The sequence below is a fragment of the Acidocella aromatica genome (genome assembly GCF_014201825.1).
In the GTDB taxonomy this organism is placed as follows: domain Bacteria; phylum Pseudomonadota; class Alphaproteobacteria; order Acetobacterales; family Acetobacteraceae; genus Acidocella; species Acidocella aromatica.
On record NZ_JACHFJ010000001.1, the window covers coordinates 109499 to 129994 of the forward strand.

The window sequence follows — 20496 nt, forward strand, 5'->3', positions numbered from 1 at the left end:
GGCAACTTACGTTAACAGAAAGAGCCTGCCGTTTACGTAAACCACCGCTGCGCCGCAGCACTTCTTTTGATTGATCACCGTAACCATTTCGAATAGCCTGCGCCCGTCGGCAGTCATCGCCGGCGGACGTGAAGAATGCTCGGAACAGCCGGGCCAAGAAAGGTATCGAGATGGAAACGATGCAGGACAACCAAAAGGGCGCCGCACTCACCGGCATTGTGAAGTGGTTCAACCCCGGGAAGGGGTACGGCTTCATCGCCCCGGACACCGGCGGAAATGATATTTTTGTGCATATCAGTGCCGTTCAGCACGCAGGCCTGCGCAAGCTGAACGAGGGTGAGCGGGTGCGCTTCGCCCTGCAGCAGCGAGAAGGCCGCGTAGCTGCCATCGGCATCGAACGTCTCCACTAAGCCTTCCACACATACCAAGCCATATGCCAGGCCAGCGGGCGAACCCCGCTGGCCTTTGCAATTTATAGGCAAGTGACGAGCGTCTCGTAATGATATAGAGCTTCGGCACCACGGAGCATGTATATACATGAGCAGACACATCGCGGGGCTGAGGGTTGATGCAGACATTACGGGACTGCCCCTGCACGGCGTGCGGCCAGACGGGCTGACGGCCCTTCTGCCAGACCTCCCCGGTGCCGTCTCGGCCGCGCAGTTACAAAACTTCACCGCGGCAACCGGCCAGGTCCTTCTGCTGGCCGATTCCACCGGCGCAATCGCCCGCGCCCTGGTTGGGCTAGGCGAAGCCCCAGCCCTGCACGGCTTCGGCGCCGCTGCGTTCGGCCTGCCCCCCGGCAGTGTGTGGAGCATCGCTCCCGGCAATTACTCCCCGGAGGACGCAGCGCTTGGCTTCCTGCTCGGCGCATACCGCTTCGACCGGCTGAAGAACAAGAAAGCAACCCCCGCCCTTCTGGCCTCGGCCTGCGTCCCGGAACGCGCCACCATCCTCGCCAGCGCCGCCATATTGGCGCGCGACCTGATCAACACTCCAGCCAACCTGCTCGGCCCGGCGGAACTTGCCGACGCCGCGATGCAGCTTGCCGCGCGCCACGGTGCGCAAGCGGAACGCATCAATGGCGATGCCCTCACCGCTCGTTATCCAACCGTCGCCGCCGTCGGCGCTGGTTCCGACCGCGCACCGGAAGTCGTCGTTCTGCGCTGGCAAGGAAGCAGCGCCAGCGAAATGTCGCCGCTCGTTTCACTTTGCGGGAAAGGTGTATGTTTCGATACAGGCGGTTACGATTTGAAGCCAAGCTCTGCAATGCTGCGCATGAAAAAAGACATGGGTGGTGCTGCGATCATGCTCGCCGTTGCAGAATCGGTAATGTTGTTAAATCTACCAATTAGATTAGAATTGCGTATTGGCTGCGTCGAAAACAGTGTCTCAGGCCATGCCATGCGCCCGTCCGATGTGTTGCGCACGCGTTCTGGCCTCTCCGTCGAGGTTGGTAACACCGACGCCGAAGGGCGCCTCGTACTGTGCGACCTTCTCGCCGAAGCCTCCGAAACTTCCCCACATTGGCTCATTGACGCAGCAACCCTGACCGGCGCCGCGCGCGTGGCTTTGGGCCCTGATCTTCCCGCGTTATTCTGCAATGACGAAAAAATGGCGAGCATTTTCCTTCATTCCGGGATCGTTGCGGCAGAACCGTTCTGGCGCCTCCCCCTTCACGAAGGCTACGCCTCTTGGCTTGACAGCCCGGTTGCTGATCTTTCCAATGTTTCCAGCAAGCCGCATGCCGGCGCCATCACCGCCGCTTTATTCCTTAGCCGTTTTGTTTCACGAAATGTTTCATGGGCGCATATCGATGTTTACGCCTGGAACGATTCATCCCGCCCCGGCCGGCCGGAAGGTGGCGAGGCGCAAACTCTGCGCGCACTCACCACCGCGCTTGAGACCCTTTCCCGCGGCGCAACATAGCTCATACATTTTGTGATAGCGGCTACGCGTTTTCATCAATCATGAAACAAATTTTCGACATGTTAGCATCCAAGCCACAAACTAATGTTGTTTTTTGATACAGCCCGGATTGCAAGGATGCCTTTTCTACCCACATGAGTTGTTGAAATGAACGCTTACTTTCCTGTTACTTCCTAGTAGTTGTACCGTTTTATTTCGATATTTCGTTAAGCACACTTGCCGAAATGACTAAGCGTTAATAAAATGGACAAAGATTTTGTATCTATCTGTTAGAAGCTATTGGAATTTCGTGATCAGATAGTGTACTGATCGTTTACCGTATCGGTTGCCTGAATTCATATCGGTGGCATCCGTGTATCTTCGCTTCATTAAGGACCAACAGAATATGGCTGCTGCGCCACTCTCTTCCGACCAACTTGTCGGGATTCTTCGGGACACTATTGTTTCTCTCGTCCGCCGCGACGGGGTCGATCTTTCCGCCCGCCAGCTTGGCGTGTTTCTTACCTGTTACCTGACCGACGGCGCCCACACCGTCCGCGGCCTTGCCCAGGAGCTTAACGTATCGAAGCCGGCGATCACCCGCGCGCTCGACCGTCTGACCGAGCTGGATTTCATCCGCCGCAAGGTCGATCCCTCCGACCGCCGCAGCGTGCTGGTGCAGCGCACCGTTAAGGGGGCTGCTTTCCTGCGTGAAACGCGCCATATTATGGCCGATGCTCTCGCTGCCAACAAAACCGAAGCCGCCAGCCGCCGCGCCGCTGGCTAAACGCAACATTAGCCGCCGGTTCGCACTGGCGGGATTGCTCTTAGGGCTTAGTCTGGCCGCCCCCGCACGGGCCCAGACTACCCCTATGCAGCTCAATGCTGCCGATCAGCAGCTTATTTCGCAGGTCGAAAGCTATCTGAACGAACAAACAGGGCTGACCGCGAATTTCCTGCAGGTCGCCTGGGATGGTTCGACTCGCACGGGCAAGGCATGGCTGCAACGGCCCGGCCGCATGCGCTTTGAATACGACCCGCCAGATCCGGAACTGCTCGTCGCCGGTTTCGGAGTGCTCGTCTATCACGACCCCGCCCTGGACCAGACCACCTACATCCCGCTCGACAGCACCCCGCTTGGCATTCTGCTGGCCACGCATGTCAACCTGACCTCGGCCAATGTCAGCGTCACCGGCATCGACCGCGAGCCCGGTGAATACGACATCACCCTGATCCGCAAGAACAAGGCCGCCCAGGGCACGCTTACCCTGGTGTTTGGCACCAACCCACTGCAACTGCGCCAATGGGTGGTTACCGATGCCCAGGGCAAGCAAACCCGCGTCAGCCTGTATGACGTGCTGCCCGGCGGGCCGTACCCGGACAAGCTGTTCCAGTACAACCGCCCTGCTAACCCGGCGCATCACGGGGGGTAGTTTTTCCCCCAAGCTGCGCTAGGAAGGAGCGATGCAACTCACCATCGCCACCTGGAACATTAACTCGCTGCGCCTGCGCCAGGCGCATCTGCACAAGCTAGTCGCTGAACTCTCGCCGGATGTCATCTGCCTGCAAGAGACCAAGGTGCCGGACGAGTTGTTCCCCGAGGGCATCGCCCAAGCCATTAATTTCCCCCATGTGCTCAAGCGGGGCATGAAGGGCTATAACGGCGTGGCGATCCTCTCGCGCCTGCCGCTTACCCTGGCCGAGAACACGCCCGATTGGTGCGGCAAGTCCGATTGCCGCCACCTCTCCGCCGAAGTGGCCACGGGCGGCGCGCCAGTCACCGTGCATAATTTCTACGTTCCCGCAGGCGGCGACATCCCCGACCGGACGCAAAACGAGAAATTCGCCCACAAGCTTGATTTTCTAGCCGAGACGACGGCGCATTTCGCCAAATATCCGCCCCGGCGCGCCGTGCTTGTGGGTGATCTCAATATCGCGCCTCTGGAGCATGACGTCTGGAGCCACAAACAGTTGCTCGGCGTCGTCAGCCACACGCCGGTGGAGGTGGAGGGGCTGAATGCCTGGATGGCCCAGGGCTGGCACGATGCAGTGCGCCATTTCGTGCCGCCGGCCGAAAAGCTCTACACATGGTGGTCCTACCGCAACCGCGACTGGGCAGCTTCCGACCGTGGACGCCGCCTCGACCATATCTGGGTGACCCAGGACCTCTCCGCCGAACTTAAGAGCTACAAAATTCTGCGCGAGGCCCGGAGCTGGGAGCAGCCCTCGGACCATGTTCCGGTTGCCGTCACGTTAAGTGTGTGACGCGAATGAAGCATGGCTCAGGTTTAAAATATTCGTAACAATAAAGGCTCATTCGCGCCCATATAGCGGGCCGACGGAGCCTTTAGATGAGATTCACCCTCCCCAAACCCGCGATCCTCGGCCTTGCCTTTCTAGTGGGCATGGCCATCGCCGCCCTGACTGGGTAAGACCGCTACTCAGCCTCGGGCGGAAATTCCACACGCCAGTTCCCGTCTTCAGGCAGGCAGAGCATCGGCACCGCGTTCCTGGTCAACCCCTGCTTGGGCAGCCCCATCAGATCCCGCACCGCGCGGAAAATCCCGCCATGCGCCACGATCAGCAGTGGCCCCGGCATTGCGGTGAGCACGCGCTCCATAGCGTCTTCCACGCGCAGCAGCACCTCTGCGAAGCTCTCCGCCCCTTCGGGCGTATTCCGCCCCTCCAGCCATTCGCTGAACCACGGATAGAGCGGCTTGCCTTCCATGCCGCCGAACACCACCTCACGCAGCCCGGGCTCAAACTCCACGGGCAGGTTCAGGAACTCGTTGATGATGCTCGCGGTCTGGCGGGTACGCTGCATCGGCGAGCAGATGATCGTGGTAATCCCCCGCCCAGCCAGCATCGGCCCCGCAATGGCGGCCTGTGCCCGGCCGGTGGCGTTGAGTGAAGTATCCAGCGCCCCCTGGCTCAGCCCGGCGGCGTTGTAATCGGTCTCGCCATGGCGAAGAAACCAGAACGGGACCTGGGGCAGCGCCAAGGCTTAAGTCAGCCCTTCGGCGGCCAAGGCGCGCTGTACGGCCGGGCGCGCACGCATGCGCTCGAGATGCGCGGTAAGGTTCGCGGGCAGCGAAATATTGGCTCGGCCGACAGCCCAAAACTCGAGGCAGAACAGCATCGCATCGGCAATGCTGTAATCGCCCATAAGATACGCCTTGGCCCCCAGCGCTTGGCTCAGCAGGTTGAACCCGGTGGCGGCGACATCCCGCCCGGTCTGCGCCACGGCGGGCTCATCGGCATTGGTCGGGGTAAAGTTGGCAGGACGGAAAATGCGGGTAAATCCGCGCATATGCACGGTGGCAACCATATAATCCAGCAGCTCCAGCGTCCGGACCTCGCCTTCCAGATCCTCGGGCAGCAGCCCAAGCTCGGGGTGTGTCTTTGCCAGATACCAAGCGATGGCCGGCCACTCGGTGAGCAACGAGCCATCGTCGCGCACCAGCGCCGGCACCTTCGATTTCGGATTGATCGCGGTATAGTCGTGCTTGTACTGCGCGCCGCTGGCGAGATCGAGCCTCACCAGTTCGAAAGACTTGCCGATCTCTTCCAGCAGAATGTGAATGCCAAGCGAGCAAGCACCAGGCGCATAGAAGAGTTTCATCGGCATTCCCTTACATGATCAGTCGAACAGCGAGCTGACGGAGCTTTCGGTCGAGATGCGGCGCATCGCCTCGGCCAGCAGCGGGGCGATGGAGAGCTGGCGGATGTTATGCGCCAGACGCACCGCCTCGGTGGCCGCGATGGAGTCGGTGATGGTCATCATCCCGATCGGCGAAGCGGCAATGCGCGCCACCGCGCCGCCCGAGAGCACGCCATGCGAGACATATACTTCCACGGACTTGGCGCCATTGGCCAGTAGCGCCTCGGCGGCATTGCACAGCGTGCCGCCGGAGTCACAGATATCGTCGATGATGATGCAGTCGCGGCCCTCAACATCGCCGATGATGTTCATCACCTCGGAGACACCGGCGCGCTCGCGGCGCTTGTCGATAATGGCGAGGTCGGTGTTCAGGCGCCGCGCGATGATGCGCGCACGCAGCACGCCGCCCACGTCGGGGGAGACGATCATCGGCTCACGGCCCGCGAAACGCTCCTCGATATCGCGCGCGAAGAGCGGAGCGGCGGGGAGGTTGTCCACGGGAATGTCGAAGAAGCCCTGAATCTGCCCGGCGTGCAGGTCCATGGTCAGCACGCGGTTTGCGCCGGCCTCGGTGATGAGGTTGGCGACGAGCTTGGCCGAAATCGGCGTGCGCGGGCCGGACTTACGGTCCTGGCGGGCATAGCCGAAATACGGAATCACCGGCGTGATGCGGCGGGCGGAGCCGCGGCGCAGCGCGTCGAGCGTGATCAGCAACTCCATCAGGTTGTCATTGGTGGGGTAGGACGTGCTCTGAACGACGAACACATCCTCGCCGCGGACGTTTTCGTGGATTTCCACGAACACTTCCATATCGGCGAAGCGCCGGATGGAAGCCTTCGCCAGCGGAAGGTTCAAACCGGCGGCGACAGCTTCGGCCAGTGGGCGGTTGCTGTTGCAGGCGACAATTTTCATGCTGGCTCTTCCCGGTGAAAGTCTGGTCGGGCGCGGTGTAGCAATCAGGTTCCACCTTGTAAATTAAGCGGAGAGCTCCCGTGACCGTTCCGTGGCGGCCTGGATGGCCTCTCGAAAAGATTTTGGCCAAGCGTCATCCGCGCGCAACACTGCCAAAGCACGCTCGGTGGTCCCCTTGGGCGAGGTCACGGCAATGCGTAACTGCGCGGCATCCTCGGCCGAGGCGGCGAGCAGGGCGGCGGAGCCGATTACGGTCTGACGGGCCATCTGCCGGGCAAGTTCCGGGGGCAGCCCCTGGTCCAGGCCAGCCTGCTCAAGCAGCTCAGTCAACAGGAAAACATAGGCCGGACCGCCACCCGAGATGGCCGTCACCGGGTCCAGCAGCCCTTCCTCCTCCACCCAGGCGATCTCGCCGGTAGCACCGAGCAACGTGTCGGCCAGGGCCTTTTGCACAGGCGTCACGGCCTCCGCGGCATAGGCCACGGTGATGCCCTGACGCACGGCGGCAGGGGTGTTGGGCATGGCACGCACGATAGCGGCGGGAACGCCGAGCAGCCGAGTCACAGCCTCTACGGTCTTACCTGCCATGATCGAGATGAATACCGCGCCTCCCGCAAACCGCGCATAGGCGGGCAGCGCCTCAGCCGCCGATTGCGGTTTTACCGCCAGCACCACCGCTTCTGGCGCGAATCCGGCGGGGATCGCCGCCGCATCCGCCACCACGGTGACATTGGGGCCCGCGAGCTTGGCGGCCTCCGCCGAAGGGTCCACGACGATGGCCTGGGAGAGGCCACGCTCACGCCAGCCTGCGAGCATTGCGCTGCCCATGCGGCCACCGCCGACGAGCAGGAGAGAAGGTAATCCAGTCATGCCAAGCGTTATGTCACGCTTCTCCGGCGCACTCCAGCATGGCCGCATCCAGCGCCTCATCGGCGCTCTTGCCGCCCCAGAGCACAAACTGGAACGCCGGGAAGAAGCGCTCGCACTCGGTAACGGCGATGTCGATCAGGTCTTCGACCGACTCCGCCGAACCCGAGACGCCGCGCAGCAGCACCGAATGGCGGTACACCGGCATGCCGGTCTCCTCATCCATGCCAAAATGCCCGATCCAGAGCCGCTCATTCGCCTTGGCCAGCAGCTCATACATGGCGCCGCGCTGCTTGGCAGGGGCCTTCATGTCGAAGGCGCAGGAGAAATGCATAATGGAGATTTCGTCCGACCAGCAGAAGAACATGCCATAATCGCACCATTTGCCACTGGCCTCGGCGGCCAGCTCGGCATCCGAGCGGCGGTCGAACATCCAGTCGTTACCGGCGATCACCTGTTCCACTAGGTCGAGCGGGTTGGAGACGGTGGCGGTTTCGTCTTCGTGGAGGGCGAGGCTCGTCATGACAAGTCTCCTGGTGCAGCCAGAGGTGCCGGGTGAGACGATGCTGGGGTTTTTCGTGCCGCCGCCAGTGTTTCTCCCCACGACTCCGACTCTATGCGGATTCCCCAACCCGGTGCAACGAAAAGCTTTTCCGCCAGCGCAAAAATACAGCTAACAAATGGTTAGAAAAGCAGCATGCCGTTACAGCCCGTTACCATGTTTCCGGCTGTGGCACCCCCGAGGGGCGTGCTAAGCTGCGGGGCGTGGATATTCATCCGCCCACTCCCCATATGTGGCGTGGTTACAGGAGTTCTTATGAACAAAGTCTTTCTTGCCCCCTTCGCGCTGGCGGGCGCGCTGCTGCTGGCTCCGGCCGCGCAGGCGCAAACCCCGCGTGATATCCAGAACATGATCGCCAACGGCCAGGAGACCCAGGCCATCCAGGCGCTGAACAATGTGCTGGCCCAACACCCGCAGAGCGGCGTGGCGTGGTATCTGCTGGCCGAGGCGCAGGACGCCCAGGGCAATGAGTCCGCCGCCGCCCAGGCGCTGACCAAGGCGCAGACCATCTCCCCCGGCCTGCCCTTCGCCAAACCGCAGGAGGTCTCGGCCCTACAGGCGCATATCAACGCCCCCCACGCCGCCGTCACGCCCGAGCGCCATCATGGCATCAGCCCGGCGATCATGGTCATTGGCGGCTTCATTGTTCTGTTCGTGCTGCTGCGCATGTTCGGGAGGCGGCGCACGGTTTACCCCGGCTATGGCGCGTCCGGCCCCATGCAAAACGGCCCGATGGGCTACGGCGCCCCCCCCGGCTACGGCCCCGGCGGCGGGTTTGGCGGCGGTGGCGGCGGGTTTGGCAGTTCGCTGGTCTCCGGCCTTGCGGCTGGCGCGGGCTTCGCGGCGGGTGAACGGATCATCGACGGCCTGACCGGCCGCGGCGAGGCCCGCGCCGATACGCCGCAGCAGAATTTCCCCGACGATAATCGCGACGACGGGCTTAACGGCACCCCTGGCTGGGGTGACTCCGGCAGCGACGACGACCTGAACAACAATAGCTGGTCGTAAACAAAGAAAAGGGCCGAAGCGGCGAGAGTACCGCTTCGGCCCTTTCTTTCCGACATTTTTGGAAGCGCCCTTTTCCAAAAGGGCGCTTTTTCATACCTTAGACGCGGCGCATCTTGGGGCCGTAGTAACGGCCGGTGCCACCCAGCTCAGCCTCGATGCGGATGAGCTGGTTGTACTTCGCCGTGCGGTCTGCGCGGGCGAGCGAGCCGGTCTTGATCTGGCCGCAGTTCGTAGCAACGGCGAGGTCGGCGATGGTCGCGTCCTCGGTCTCGCCGGAACGGTGCGACATCACGGCGGTGTAGCCGGCGCGGTGGGCCATCTCGACCGCTTCCAGCGTCTCGGTCAGGGTGCCGATCTGGTTCACCTTCACCAGGATGGAGTTGGCGGTACCCGCCTCGATGCCACGGGCCAGACGCACCGGGTTGGTCACGAACAGATCGTCGCCAACCAGCTGCACCTTGCCGCCCAGGCGCTCGGTCAGCAGCTTCCAGCCGGACCAGTCATCCTCGGCGCAACCGTCCTCGATGGAGGCGATGGGGAAGCGCGCGCACAGATCGGCCAGATAATCGACCATCTGTCCGGCGTCGAACTTCTTGCCCTCGCCCTCGAGGTCGTAGATGCCGTCCTTGAAGAACTCGGTGGAGGCGCAATCCAGCGCGAAGGTGATGTCCTCGCCCGGAATATAGCCAGCCTTCTCGCAGGCCTTGGAGATAAAGCCCAGCGCCTCGTCGGCCGATTTCAGGTTCGGGGCGAAGCCGCCCTCGTCACCAACGTTCGTGTTGTGGCCGGCATCATGCAGCTGCTTCTTCAGCATGTGGAAGATCTCGGAGCCAATGCGCACGGCCTCGGCGATAGAGGACGCGCCCACGGGCTGGATCATGAACTCCTGGATGTCGATCGGATTGTCGGCATGCTGGCCGCCATTCACGATGTTCATCATCGGCACCGGCAGGGTACGGGCGGACACGCCACCAATGTAGCGGTACAGCGGCAGGCCGTTATCCACGGCGGCAGCCTTGGCCAGCGCCAGGGAGACGCCCAGGATGGCGTTCGCGCCCAGGCGGGACTTGTTCGGGGTGCCGTCCAGGTCGATCAGGATATTGTCGATCCCGACCTGGTCCTCGGCGTCCAGCCCGCCGATGGTGTCGAGGATCTCGCCCTCGACAGCCTGAACGGCCTGCAGCACGCCCTTGCCGTTATAGCGGGACTTGTCGCCATCGCGCAGCTCGACGGCCTCATGCGCGCCGGTGGAAGCGCCGGACGGCACTGCGGCGCGGCCAAACGCGCCGGATTCCAGCAGCACGTCCACTTCCACGGTGGGGTTGCCCCGGCTGTCGAGAATCTCCCGGGCGACGATATCGGCAATGGCGGTCATCTGACTGGCTCCTGCTTGAATTATGCGGCGCGAGTAGCCCAGCCACGCCCCCCAGGCAAGCACAAAGCCCGCTCTAGGCTTGGCGGTTGCCATTCCCCATATAGAAGGATAACCGAACCGGCAGTATTCCAACCCATCAGGACGCAACCATGCCCGCATATCGCTCCCGCACCTCCACCTCCGGCCGCAACATGGCCGGCGCCCGCGCGCTGTGGCGCGCCACGGGCATGCAGGACGGGGATTTCAACAAGCCGATCATCGCGGTGGTGAACTCCTTCACCCAGTTCGTGCCCGGCCATGTGCATCTCAAGGATCTCGGCCAACTCGTGGCGCGCGAGATTGAGGCGGCGGGCGGCGTGGCCAAGGAATTCAACACCATCGCGGTGGATGACGGCATCGCCATGGGCCATTCCGGCATGCTCTACTCCCTGCCCTCGCGCGAGCTGATCGCGGACTCCGTGGAGTACATGGTCAACGCCCATTGCGCCGACGCCATGGTCTGCATCTCCAATTGCGACAAGATCACCCCCGGCATGCTGATGGCCGCGATGCGCCTCAATATCCCGGCCATCTTCGTCTCCGGCGGGCCGATGGAGGCGGGCAAGTACATCCATAACGGCAAGACCGAGGCGCTGGACCTGATCGACGCAATGGTGTCCGCCGCCGACCCGAACGTGACCGACGAGGAAGCGGCGGGCATGGAGCGCTCCGCCTGCCCCACCTGCGGCTCCTGCTCCGGCATGTTCACCGCCAATTCCATGAACTGCCTTACCGAGGCGCTGGGCCTCTCTCTACCGGGCAATGGCAGCCTGCTGGCCACGCATGCCGACCGCAAGGAGCTGTTCCTGGAAGCCGGGCGCAAAATCGTGGAGCTGGCGAAGCGCTGGTACGAGAAGGACGACGCCACCGCCCTGCCACGCGGCATCGCCACCTTCGAGGCCTTCGAGAACGCCATGTCGCTGGACATCGCCATGGGCGGCTCCACCAACACCGTGCTGCACCTGCTGGCCGCCGCCGAGGAAGGTGGGGTGAACTTCACCATGGCGGATATCGACCGCCTCTCCCGCCGCGTGCCCAACCTGTGCAAAGTCGCGCCCTCCAAGGCCGATGTGCACATGGAGGACGTGCACCGCGCTGGCGGTATCATGGCCATTCTGGGCGAGATGTCCCGTGGCGGGCTGCTGCACACCAATGTCCCGACCGTCCACGCCCCCACGCTGGGCGACGCCATCGCCTCCTGGGACATCCGCGCCCCCGGCCATACCGGCAACGACGCCGCCTCCACCCTGTTCCTCGCTGCCCCCGGCGGCGTGCGCACCACCCAGGCCTTCAGCCAAGCCCGCCGTTACGAGACGCTGGACACCGACCGCGAGAAAGGCGTGATCCGCGACATCGCCCACGCCTTCAGCCCGGATGGTGGCCTCGCCGTGCTCACCGGCAACATCGCGCTGGACGGCGCGATCGTGAAGACCGCGGGCGTTGATCCCTCCATCCTGGTGTTCTCCGGCCCGGCCCGCATCTTCGAGAGCCAGGATGACGCCGTCTCCGCCATTCTCGGCAACCGCATCAAGGCGGGCGATGTGGTGGTGATCCGCTACGAAGGCCCGAAGGGCGGCCCCGGCATGCAGGAGATGCTGTACCCGACCAGCTATCTGAAGTCGAAAGGCCTGGGCAAAGCCTGCGCCCTCATCACCGATGGCCGCTTCTCCGGCGGCACGGCGGGTCTATCCATCGGCCATGTCTCGCCCGAAGCCGCCGAAGGCGGCACGATCGGTCTGGTCGAGGAAGGCGACACGGTCGAGATCGACATCCCCAACCGCGTCCTGAAGATCGCGGTGAGCGACGAGGAACTCGCCGCCCGCCGTGCGCGCATGGAGGCCAAGGGCAAGGATGCCTGGACCCCGAACCGCGAGCGCCACGTCTCCGCCGCCCTGCAGGCCTACGCGGCCATGACCACCAGCGCCGCCCGTGGCGCTGTGCGCGACGTAAGCCAGCTCAAGCGCTGCTGAACGAGAAAAGGCCATGCTCAACAGAGCATGGCCTTTTTGTTTGAGACGCCGCTTTTTTGAAAAAAAGCGGCACCAAAAAGCTTTTATTCGTTTTAGGCCGCAGCCTCTTTCGAATACACAGCAAGTGCCTCCAGCACCTTCGGCGCCAGATGCTTCTGGCAGATCAGCAGATCCGGCAGATACGGGTTGGCGTTGTTATACGCCAGCGGCGACCCATCGGCGCGCGAGGCATGCAGCCCGGCGGCCAGCGCCACGGCGGCGGGGGCGCAGTTGTCCCACTCATACTGCCCGCCAGTGTGCAGATAGATATCCGCCTCACCCCGCAGCACCGCCATCGCCTTCGCGCCCGCCGAGCCCATAGGCACCAACTCGGCGCCGAGCGCCTCAGCCACCGCCACCGCCTCCTTGGCCGGGCGGGTGCGGCTGACCAGCATCCGCAGCTTCGGGGCCACTTCAGGCAGCATTTGCGGCTCGGAGGCCAGGGTTAGCCCCAGCCCAGGCAGTGCCACCGCGCCAATCTCCGGCTTGCCGTCGATAGCCAGCGCCACATGCACCGCCCAATCCCCGCGCCGCTCACCATATTCGCGCGTACCGTCCAGCGGGTCCACGATCCACACCCGCTTGGCGGCAAGCCGCTCCTCATTGTCCTTCTCCTCCTCGGAGAGCACGGCATCATCCGGGCGCTGCTGCTTCAACGCCTCCATGATGAAGGCATTGGCCACGCGGTCCCCCGCCTTGCCCAGCGCTTTCTCGGCGAACAGCCCGCAAGCCTGCAACTCCAGCAGCAGCTTGCCCGCCGTGGTGGCGATATGCTTCGCCAGTTCCAGATCGTTCACGGAATCAGCCTTTCGATGATGAGATCCGCCGCTTCCTCCGGCGTGATCTTCGACGTATCGATATGAATCTCCGGGACCTCCGGCGGCTCATAGGGGCTGTCGATGCCCGTGAAGTTCTTCAGCTCGCCGGACCGGGCCTTCTTATACAGCCCCTTCACGTCGCGCTTCTCGGCTTCTTCCAGCTTGGTGTCGATGAAGATCTCGATGAACTCGCCCGGCTGCATCATCTGGCGCACCATCTCGCGCTCCGAGCGGAACGGCGAGATGAACGCGGTGAGCACGATCAACCCGGCATCGGTCATCAGCTTCGCCACCTCGCCCACGCGGCGGATATTCTCGATCCGGTCCGCCTGGGTGAAGCCGAGATCCTTGTTCAGCCCGTGACGGACATTATCGCCATCGAGCAGGAAGGTATGCCGGTTCATCCGCACCAGCTTCTTCTCGACAAGGTTGGCGATGGTGCTCTTACCCGCGCCCGAAAGCCCGGTGAACCACAGCACGGCGGGCTTCTGGTTCTTCAGCCCCGCATGCACCTCACGCGAGATATCCAGCGCCTGCCAATGCACGTTCTGCGAGCGGCGCAGCGCGAAATGGATCATCCCCGCCGCCACGGTGGCGTTGGTCATCTTATCGATGAGGATGAACCCGCCCAGCGTGCGATTGCTCTCATAAGCCTCGAAGGGGATCGCCCGATCGGTGGCGATATTGGCGACACCAATAGCATTCAGCTCCAGCGTCTTAGCCGCCATATGCTCCAGTGTGTTCACGTTCACCTGGTATTTCGGCGCATGCACGCTGGCCGAAACCGTCTGCGTGCCCAGCTTCAGCCAATAAGCGCGGCCCGGCGTCAGCGCCTCGTCAGCCATCCACACGATCGTCGCCTCGAACTGGTCCGCCACCTGCACAGGCGCATCGGCCAGCGTAATCACGTCACCACGCGAGCAATCGATCTCATCGGCAAAGCACAGGGTAATAGACTGCCCCGCCACCGCCTGCGGCAGATCGCCATCCAGCGTGACAATGCGCGTCACCGTCGAGGTCTTGCCCGAAGGCAGCACCCGCACCGCATCGCCCGGCTTCACCACGCCGGAGGCAATCAGCCCGGAGAAGCCACGGAAATCGAGATTCGGGCGGTTCACCCACTGCACCGGCAGGCGGAAGGGCTTGGCCTGATCGGCCGCAACATCCAGTTCCACCGTCTCCAGATGCTCAATCAGCGGCACGCCATGATACCAGGGCGTGTTGGCCGATTTGGTGGTGATGTTATCGCCCATGAAGCCCGAGATCGGCATCGGCACGAAGCTCTTGATGCCGATGCTGTCAGCGAATTTGCGATACTCCTCGACAATCGCCTCATACTTCGCCTGATCATAGCCGATCAGGTCCATCTTATTCACGGCAAGCACGATATTACGGATGCCGATGAGATGCGCCAGATAAGAGTGCCGACGCGTCTGCGTCAGCACGCCTTTGCGCGCATCAATCAGAATAACGGCGAGATCGGCGGTGGACGCGCCGGTGATCATGTTGCGCGTGTACTGCTCATGGCCCGGCGTATCAGCCACGATGAACTTGCGCTTCTCGGTGGCGAAGAATCGATACGCCACGTCGATGGTGATCCCCTGCTCGCGCTCGGCGGCAAGACCATCGACCAGCAACGCGAAGTCAATATTCTGCCCCTGCGTGCCAACCTTCTTGGAATCCGCCTCAAGCGCTGCAAGCTGGTCCTCAAAGATCATCTTCGAATCATACAGCAGCCGCCCGATCAGCGTGGATTTACCGTCATCCACCGAACCGCAGGTGATGAAGCGCAGCATCGACTTATGCTGATGCTTCTCCAGATACGCGTCGATATCCTGCGCGATCAGTTCGTCGGTCTTGTAGGAGCTTTCCTGAACCTCGGACATCAGAAATACCCCTCCTGCTTCTTCTTTTCCATGCTGGCTGAGCCTGCATCCTTATCAATCACACGCCCCTGGCGCTCCGATGTGGTGGTCAGCAGCATCTCCTGAATCACCTCAGGCAGGGTGGTGGCGTTGCTTTCCACCGCGCCGGTCAGCGGGTAGCAGCCCAGCGTGCGGAAGCGCACATTCTTCATCTCTGGCACCTCGCCAGGGCGCAGGCGGAAGCGCTCGTCATCGACCATGATGAGCATCCCATCGCGCTCCACCACCGGCCGCTTGGCCGCGAAGTACAGAGGCACGATAGGAATTTTTTCTAACTGGATATATTGCCAAATATCCAGCTCGGTCCAGTTGGAGATGGGAAACACGCGGATACTCTCACCCTTGTTCTTGCGGGCGTTATAGAGGTTCCACAACTCCGGGCGCTGGTTCTTCGGATCCCAGCGATGGTTGGCCGACCGGAAGGAGAAGATGCGCTCCTTGGCGCGGGATTTCTCCTCGTCGCGCCGCGCGCCGCCGAAAGCCGCGTCGAACCCGTATTTGTCCAGCGCCTGCTTCAGCCCTTCGGTCTTCCACATATCGGTATGCAGCGAGCCATGGTCGAACGGGTTGATCCCTTTCTCCATCGCCTCCGGGTTGTGATAGACGATCAGCTCCATGCCGCTCTCACGCGCCATGCGGTCGCGCAGTTCGTACATGGCCTTGAACTTCCAAGTCGTATCAACATGCAGCAGCGGGAAAGGCGGCGGGCTAGGGTAGAAGGCCTTGCGCGCCAGATGCAGCATCACGGCGGAATCCTTGCCCACCGAGTACAGCATCACCGGCTTCTCGGTCTCAGCCACCACCTCGCGCATGATGTGGATCGATTCCGCCTCAAGACGCTGTAAATGCGTCAGTCTCACCGTCGCGTCCGCGGCTGCCATGCAACTCTCCGTCCTAGCCAAACCAGCCCCGGCGCGAATGCGGGCGGAGCATCATTCGGCTCTCTTGGCACGCTCCAGCAGGCTCCGCAAATTAGAAAATTTTTTTATCGAGCCAGCCATGACCCGGCAAAACCATGCCAGCACCACAAAAATGGAGAGGATTCCCCTCTCAGCCTACCAAGCACCTAGATGAAATTACTTTATGCCGCCGTGAGTTGCAGCGGCTTCGCCACCGAGCCATTGGTCAGGCGGTAATTCGCCTGGTCGGCATAGAGCGCACGCAGCAACTGGTTGTTCAGCGCATGCCCGGTGCGGTTGCCGATAAACCGGCCCGAGATCGGCGCGCCGGCCAAAGCCAAGTCACCAATCACGTCCAACAGCTTGTGGCGCACGAACTCATCCGCATAGCGCAGCCCTTCCGGGTTCAGCACCTTGTCATCGTCCACCACCACCGCATTGGCCAAAGAGCCACCACGGGCAAGCCCAGCCTTGCGAAGCGCCTCGATCTCGCCCACCAGCGTAAAGGTGCGGGCCTTGGCAATCTCGCTGGCAAAGCCCTCTTCCGAAAGGTGGAAATTATACGCCTGCGCCCCGATGGCCGAAGCCGCGAACTCGATCGAAAGCGAGATATCGAACCCCGCCCCACCAGGATTATGCGGGCGCAACTCGGCAAAAGCACCATGATGCTCCACCCGCACCGGGCGCAGGATCTCCAGCCGTTCGCGCAGCCCCCCATGCTCGGTAATCCCGGCACTCTCGAGCAGAAACAGGAAGGGGGCCGCTGATCCGTCGAACACCGGCAGTTCCGGGCCATCCACCTCGATCAGCAAATCATCCACGCAGCATGCCGCCAGCGCCGCCATCAGGTGCTCGATGGTTCCGATCTTCGCCTCGCCCAGCGAAATCAGCGTGCAGAGCCGGGTGTCTGTCACGTAGTCGAACCGGGCCGGAATGCTCACGCCCAGATCGCTGCGATGAAACACGATGCCACTATTCACCGCCGCCGGCTTCAGCCGCAGCATCACATCCGCACCGCTATGCAGCCCGCGCCCGACGGCGGAAATCTCCGCCTTCAGCGTGCGCCGCGGGGCCGGAGCGGCCTCGGACGGGGTAAAGCTGTACTTCTCGCGCAGGGACGACATCGTGAATCCGTCAGTTAACATCAAGTTTAATCTAAACCCTGCAGCGCCCCCGCCTCCAGTCAATCATTATTTCTAATTATTTCCGCACAAATATCTGATATTAAATTGTTTTATCATCACTCGACATCAGGTGTGTCAGCCTCCGGCCTGTGCACCGGCACCGTGTCATGAAAGCGGCGGTAATCAATCGTCGCTCCACCGTCCGGCGAGCGGGTCACGATATCGATAAAGCGGTGATTGAACCGCACATCCTCGGCGCCATACACATATTTGGCGGTGATGGTGGCGCTCAGCGCCTCGTCCGTACCGGTAAGCAGGCAGACAAACACATTGCCCGCCGCCGCCAAGCTCTCGCGGTCTCTGCCCCAGAGCGGGCTATCCTGAGTGATCTTGTGCGAGACCATCCAACTCAGCGCAAAAACCGGCGAGAAGTCCCGCTCCAGCTTCAGCGGGAGCATCCGACGCATCACCCCGCCTTCCGCCTCATCCTCGTCCATCAGCATCACCACGCTCATATGCGCCTCGGAGATTTCCTCCCGCCGCTGATTGGCGACCCGGAACATCAGCGTCTGCACCCCTCCTATCTCGCGCACCACCATCACCTTGGAGAACAACACACGCGGGCGCGGGCGCGAGAGCCGGGCGAAAAACACGCCCGTGGAAACCGCCAGATTGATCTGGCCGAGCAGAATCTCAACTGTGACGACGATATTGGCCAGGAGAGAGACCGGATAAACGGTGCTGAAACCGCTGGTGGAGAAGGCCTGCACCGAGAAGAAAAAGGCCGAGGCAAAACGGCCATAATCGCCGCCCGGCACCCCGGCAAGCCCACCGATCAGCGTATAAACGCTGGCGAAGATGAGATTGACGGCCACAAAATACAGCCCCAACAGCCCGATGAGCGCCGGCAGCGGCATGGTCATCAGGTCGTAGTACAGATCCTTCAGCCCATGCCGGGCAATGCCGCGCCGCTCAATGGCGCGGATCGCCTCGGCTGAGAGCGGCTTGATCCGGCCGCGCCGCGCCCTGTGCTGATGCTGCTCCATGGCTGGCAGCTTTGGCCCCACTGGCAGCGCCGTCAAGCCGCACGGAAAACGTTGCCGCGGCACAGCAGAAATGCTCTGCTAGGGACCATAGGCAAGGAGGGTTAGCGATGATCGTCGTCACCACCGAAAATGTCGCCAATCATCGGGTCAGGGAGACGCTGGGCCAATGTTTCGGCGTGGTCGTGCGTAGCCGTGGCCTCGGCGGCAATATCATGGCGGGCCTGCGCTCGCTCGTCGGCGGGGAGATCGTGGAATACACCCGCATGCTGGAGGAAGCCCGGCGCCACGCCGTGGACCGGCTGGTGGCCAACGCCACGATGATGGGCGCCAACGCCGTTACCATGATGCGCTTCGACTCCTCGGAAATGGGGCAGACCATGAGCGAGGTCGTGGCCTACGGCACCGCTGTTATCGTGGAGCCATTGTGAGATGCTGCGCAGCTTCGTCATTGGCCTGAGTCTGCTGGCCCTGGGTGGCGGCCTGCTCGGGCTTGTCGCGGGTGGCGGCCCGGGCATGATCGGCTCGATGATCTTCGGCCTGTTTCTGCTCACAGGCACCGTGTTCGAGCGGCATTATCATCGCAACCAGCGCCAGATTCCCGGACCAGGCTGGGAACGCACCGGAGAGACCTTCAAAGACCCGACCGAGGGGGGCGTCGTCGAGGTCTGGTTCAACGAAACCAGCGGCGAACGCCGCTACGTGGAACGCTGACAAAAAACGGCCCCTTCCGGGGCCGTTTTAATATTGGGTCGAGCCCCTTACTGGTTGCGGCGGAGGAAGGCGGGGATTTCCAGCCCCATCTCGTCGATCTGCGCCGGACGCACGGCGGCGCGGGCATGCTCGCGGGCTTCCTCATGCTGCGCCTGCGGCTCAGCGCGCATGGCCGGCTCCTGCCGGTGCGCGGGAGGCTGCGGCGCGGGAGCAGGCTGCTTGGAGCCGAAGCCAAACACCGACTTGAAGATGCTGGTGCTCTTGGGCGGCTCAGGCGCACGCACCGGGTCCGGCGCCACATTGCGCACCGGCACGGCGGGGCGCTGCGGCTGCGGCTGCGGCTGCGGCGCCCGCGGGGCGGCTTCCGCCGCCGGGGCAACGGGGGCTTGATGCATCGGCTGGGCCGGGGCAGTGGGCTGCTCAGCGCCAAGGGCGATCTCGTAGCCACGGTCGACATAGGCCTTGGAGACCAGCGGCGCGGCAGGCGGCTCCGGCACATAGCCAGCGGGCCGGGCGGAACCGGGCAGCACCGGCGCACCGGCATGACCTTGCGCGTTTACCGACTGGCCAGATACGGCATTGGCGAACTGCACGGGCTCGGCATTGCCGCCATTCACCACCTTGAGGTTCGGCATCGTCTGCGGCATCGAGTCGATGCCGGTGGCTACCACGGAGACGCGGAGGCGCCCCTGCATGCTCTCGTCGAGCGACATGCCGAACATAATGTTCGCGTCCTTATCGACTTCCTCGCCAATGCGGTTGGCGGCCTGATCCACCTCGAACAGCGTCACGTCGGTACCGCCGGTGATGTTGATCAGCAGGCCGCGCGCGCCCTTCATATTGGTATCTTCCAGCAGCGGGTTGCTGATGGCGGCCTCGGCGGCGCGGATCGCACGATCCTCGCCCTCAGCCTCGCCGGTGCCCATCATGGCCTTGCCCATTTCGCGCATCACGGAGCGCACATCGGCGAAGTCCAGGTTCACAAGGCCGGGCATCACCATCAAATCGGTCACGCCGCGCACGCCCATGTAGAGCACGTTGTCGGCCATCTCGAACGCTTCTTTCCAGCTCGTGCGTTCGTTGGCGACCTTGAAGAGATTCTGGTTCGGGATGACGATCAGCGTATCCACATAGGCCTGCATCTCGATGATGCCCTCCTCGGCGGCACGCAGGCGGCGCCGGCCCTCGAAGGAAAACGGCTTGGTGACGACACCAACGGTGAGAATGTCACGCTCGCGCGCCATGCGGGCGATCACTGGCGCCGCACCCGTGCCAGTGCCACCGCCCATACCGGCGGTGATGAACACCATATGCGTGTTCTCGAGGTGACGAGCGAGTTCCTCGGCGGCTTCATCGGCGGAGAGCTTGCCGATTTCCGGGCGGCCACCGGCGCCATTGCCCTGGGTGAGATGAGGCCCAAGCTGGATGCGCTTCTCGGCCAGCGAACGCTGCAGCTGCTGCGCGTCCGTGTTGGCAACAACGAAGTCAACGCCAGGCAGATTCAGGCTGATCATGTTGTTAACGGCATTGCACCCGCCGCCGCCCACACCAAACACGGTGATTCGCGGTGTGAAGTCCGTGTGCAACGGCTTCTCGATTGTCAGGTTCAGTGTCATCTGCTCATCTCTCCTC

General features: G+C 62.7%; 21 protein-coding genes. 9 read left to right on the forward strand and 12 right to left on the reverse strand.

Going from position 1 to position 20496, the window contains the following annotated elements; genetic code table 11:
- Positions 1-170 precede the first annotated feature (170 nt).
- The 5 genes from HNP71_RS00565 to HNP71_RS00585 all read left to right on the forward strand — a co-directional run bounded on the left by HNP71_RS00565 (position 171) and on the right by HNP71_RS00585 (position 4173).
- Complete coding sequence (locus HNP71_RS00565; RefSeq protein ID WP_183264907.1) at positions 171-410, forward strand: cold shock domain-containing protein; 240 nt, start codon at positions 171-173, stop codon at positions 408-410.
- Between the two features lie 127 nt (positions 411-537).
- Positions 538-1929, forward strand: coding sequence for a leucyl aminopeptidase family protein (locus tag HNP71_RS00570; RefSeq protein WP_183264908.1), 1392 nt, complete (start codon positions 538-540; stop codon positions 1927-1929).
- A gap of 385 nt (positions 1930-2314) precedes the next feature.
- Positions 2315-2695, forward strand: coding sequence for a MarR family transcriptional regulator (locus HNP71_RS00575; RefSeq protein WP_183264909.1), 381 nt, complete (start codon positions 2315-2317; stop codon positions 2693-2695).
- An 85-nt stretch (positions 2696-2780) separates the two neighbouring features.
- Positions 2781-3341, forward strand: coding sequence for a LolA family protein (locus HNP71_RS00580; protein ID WP_183264910.1), 561 nt, complete (start codon positions 2781-2783; stop codon positions 3339-3341).
- Between the two features lie 31 nt (positions 3342-3372).
- The gene (locus HNP71_RS00585) at positions 3373-4173 is read left to right on the forward strand and encodes an exodeoxyribonuclease III (protein ID WP_183264911.1); all 801 of its coding nucleotides are present in this window, start codon (positions 3373-3375) and stop codon (positions 4171-4173) included.
- Between the two features lie 172 nt (positions 4174-4345).
- On the opposite strand, the gene HNP71_RS00590 is transcribed toward HNP71_RS00585, so the two are convergent.
- From HNP71_RS00590 to HNP71_RS00610, 5 genes are all read right to left on the reverse strand, one after another.
- Complete coding sequence (locus HNP71_RS00590) at positions 4346-4909, reverse strand: histidine phosphatase family protein (protein ID WP_183264912.1); 564 nt, start codon at positions 4907-4909, stop codon at positions 4346-4348.
- A 3-nt stretch (positions 4910-4912) separates the two neighbouring features.
- Positions 4913-5530, reverse strand: a complete 618-nt coding sequence (locus HNP71_RS00595) for a glutathione S-transferase N-terminal domain-containing protein (protein WP_183264913.1) — start codon at positions 5528-5530, stop codon at positions 4913-4915.
- 18 nt (positions 5531-5548) lie between these two features.
- The gene (locus tag HNP71_RS00600) at positions 5549-6481 is read right to left on the reverse strand and encodes a ribose-phosphate pyrophosphokinase (protein WP_183264914.1); all 933 of its coding nucleotides are present in this window, start codon (positions 6479-6481) and stop codon (positions 5549-5551) included.
- Positions 6482-6544: 63 nt separating this feature from the next.
- Positions 6545-7351, reverse strand: a complete 807-nt coding sequence (gene proC / locus HNP71_RS00605; RefSeq protein ID WP_183264915.1) for a pyrroline-5-carboxylate reductase — start codon at positions 7349-7351, stop codon at positions 6545-6547.
- A gap of 13 nt (positions 7352-7364) precedes the next feature.
- Positions 7365-7871, reverse strand: coding sequence for a type III secretion system chaperone family protein (locus tag HNP71_RS00610; RefSeq protein WP_183264916.1), 507 nt, complete (start codon positions 7869-7871; stop codon positions 7365-7367).
- Positions 7872-8165: 294 nt separating this feature from the next.
- On the opposite strand from HNP71_RS00610, the gene HNP71_RS14295 reads away from it, so the two are divergent.
- Positions 8166-8918, forward strand: coding sequence for a tetratricopeptide repeat protein (locus tag HNP71_RS14295; RefSeq protein WP_183264917.1), 753 nt, complete (start codon positions 8166-8168; stop codon positions 8916-8918).
- A 97-nt stretch (positions 8919-9015) separates the two neighbouring features.
- Here HNP71_RS14295 and eno read toward each other — a convergent pair whose 3' ends face one another.
- A complete protein-coding gene (gene eno, locus HNP71_RS00620; protein ID WP_183264918.1) occupies positions 9016-10293 on the reverse strand; it encodes a phosphopyruvate hydratase in 1278 nt (425 codons plus the stop codon).
- Between the two features lie 149 nt (positions 10294-10442).
- Between eno and ilvD the strand changes: the two genes are divergently transcribed.
- Positions 10443-12302, forward strand: coding sequence for a dihydroxy-acid dehydratase (gene ilvD / locus HNP71_RS00625; RefSeq protein WP_183264919.1), 1860 nt, complete (start codon positions 10443-10445; stop codon positions 12300-12302).
- A gap of 92 nt (positions 12303-12394) precedes the next feature.
- Here the strand turns inward: ilvD and HNP71_RS00630 are convergent, their stop codons facing one another.
- The 5 genes from HNP71_RS00630 to HNP71_RS00650 form a co-directional block, all read right to left on the reverse strand.
- Positions 12395-13138 (reverse strand): inositol monophosphatase family protein, encoded by a 744-nt coding sequence (locus HNP71_RS00630; RefSeq protein WP_183264920.1) that lies wholly within the window; start codon positions 13136-13138, stop codon positions 12395-12397.
- A complete protein-coding gene (cysN, locus tag HNP71_RS00635; protein ID WP_183264921.1) occupies positions 13135-15045 on the reverse strand; it encodes a sulfate adenylyltransferase subunit CysN in 1911 nt (636 codons plus the stop codon). The genes HNP71_RS00630 and cysN overlap by 4 nt, the downstream gene beginning before the upstream one ends.
- Positions 15045-15965, reverse strand: a complete 921-nt coding sequence (gene cysD, locus HNP71_RS00640) for a sulfate adenylyltransferase subunit CysD (RefSeq protein WP_183264922.1) — start codon at positions 15963-15965, stop codon at positions 15045-15047. The genes cysN and cysD overlap by 1 nt, the downstream gene beginning before the upstream one ends.
- A gap of 200 nt (positions 15966-16165) precedes the next feature.
- A complete protein-coding gene (gene lpxC / locus HNP71_RS00645; RefSeq protein ID WP_183264923.1) occupies positions 16166-17107 on the reverse strand; it encodes a UDP-3-O-acyl-N-acetylglucosamine deacetylase in 942 nt (313 codons plus the stop codon).
- A 116-nt stretch (positions 17108-17223) separates the two neighbouring features.
- Positions 17224-18153, reverse strand: coding sequence for an ATP-sensitive inward rectifier potassium channel 10 (locus tag HNP71_RS00650; protein ID WP_183264924.1), 930 nt, complete (start codon positions 18151-18153; stop codon positions 17224-17226).
- A gap of 107 nt (positions 18154-18260) precedes the next feature.
- On the opposite strand from HNP71_RS00650, the gene HNP71_RS00655 reads away from it, so the two are divergent.
- Together HNP71_RS00655 and HNP71_RS00660 are read left to right on the forward strand one after the other, a co-directional pair.
- Entirely contained in the window at positions 18261-18581 is a 321-nt protein-coding gene (locus HNP71_RS00655; protein ID WP_183264925.1) for a YbjQ family protein, read from the forward strand.
- A 1-nt stretch (position 18582) separates the two neighbouring features.
- Complete coding sequence (locus HNP71_RS00660) at positions 18583-18864, forward strand: hypothetical protein (RefSeq protein WP_183264926.1); 282 nt, start codon at positions 18583-18585, stop codon at positions 18862-18864.
- 47 nt (positions 18865-18911) lie between these two features.
- Here HNP71_RS00660 and ftsZ read toward each other — a convergent pair whose 3' ends face one another.
- Entirely contained in the window at positions 18912-20480 is a 1569-nt protein-coding gene (gene ftsZ / locus HNP71_RS00665; RefSeq protein ID WP_183264927.1) for a cell division protein FtsZ, read from the reverse strand.
- Between the last annotated feature and the right edge of the window lie 16 nt (positions 20481-20496).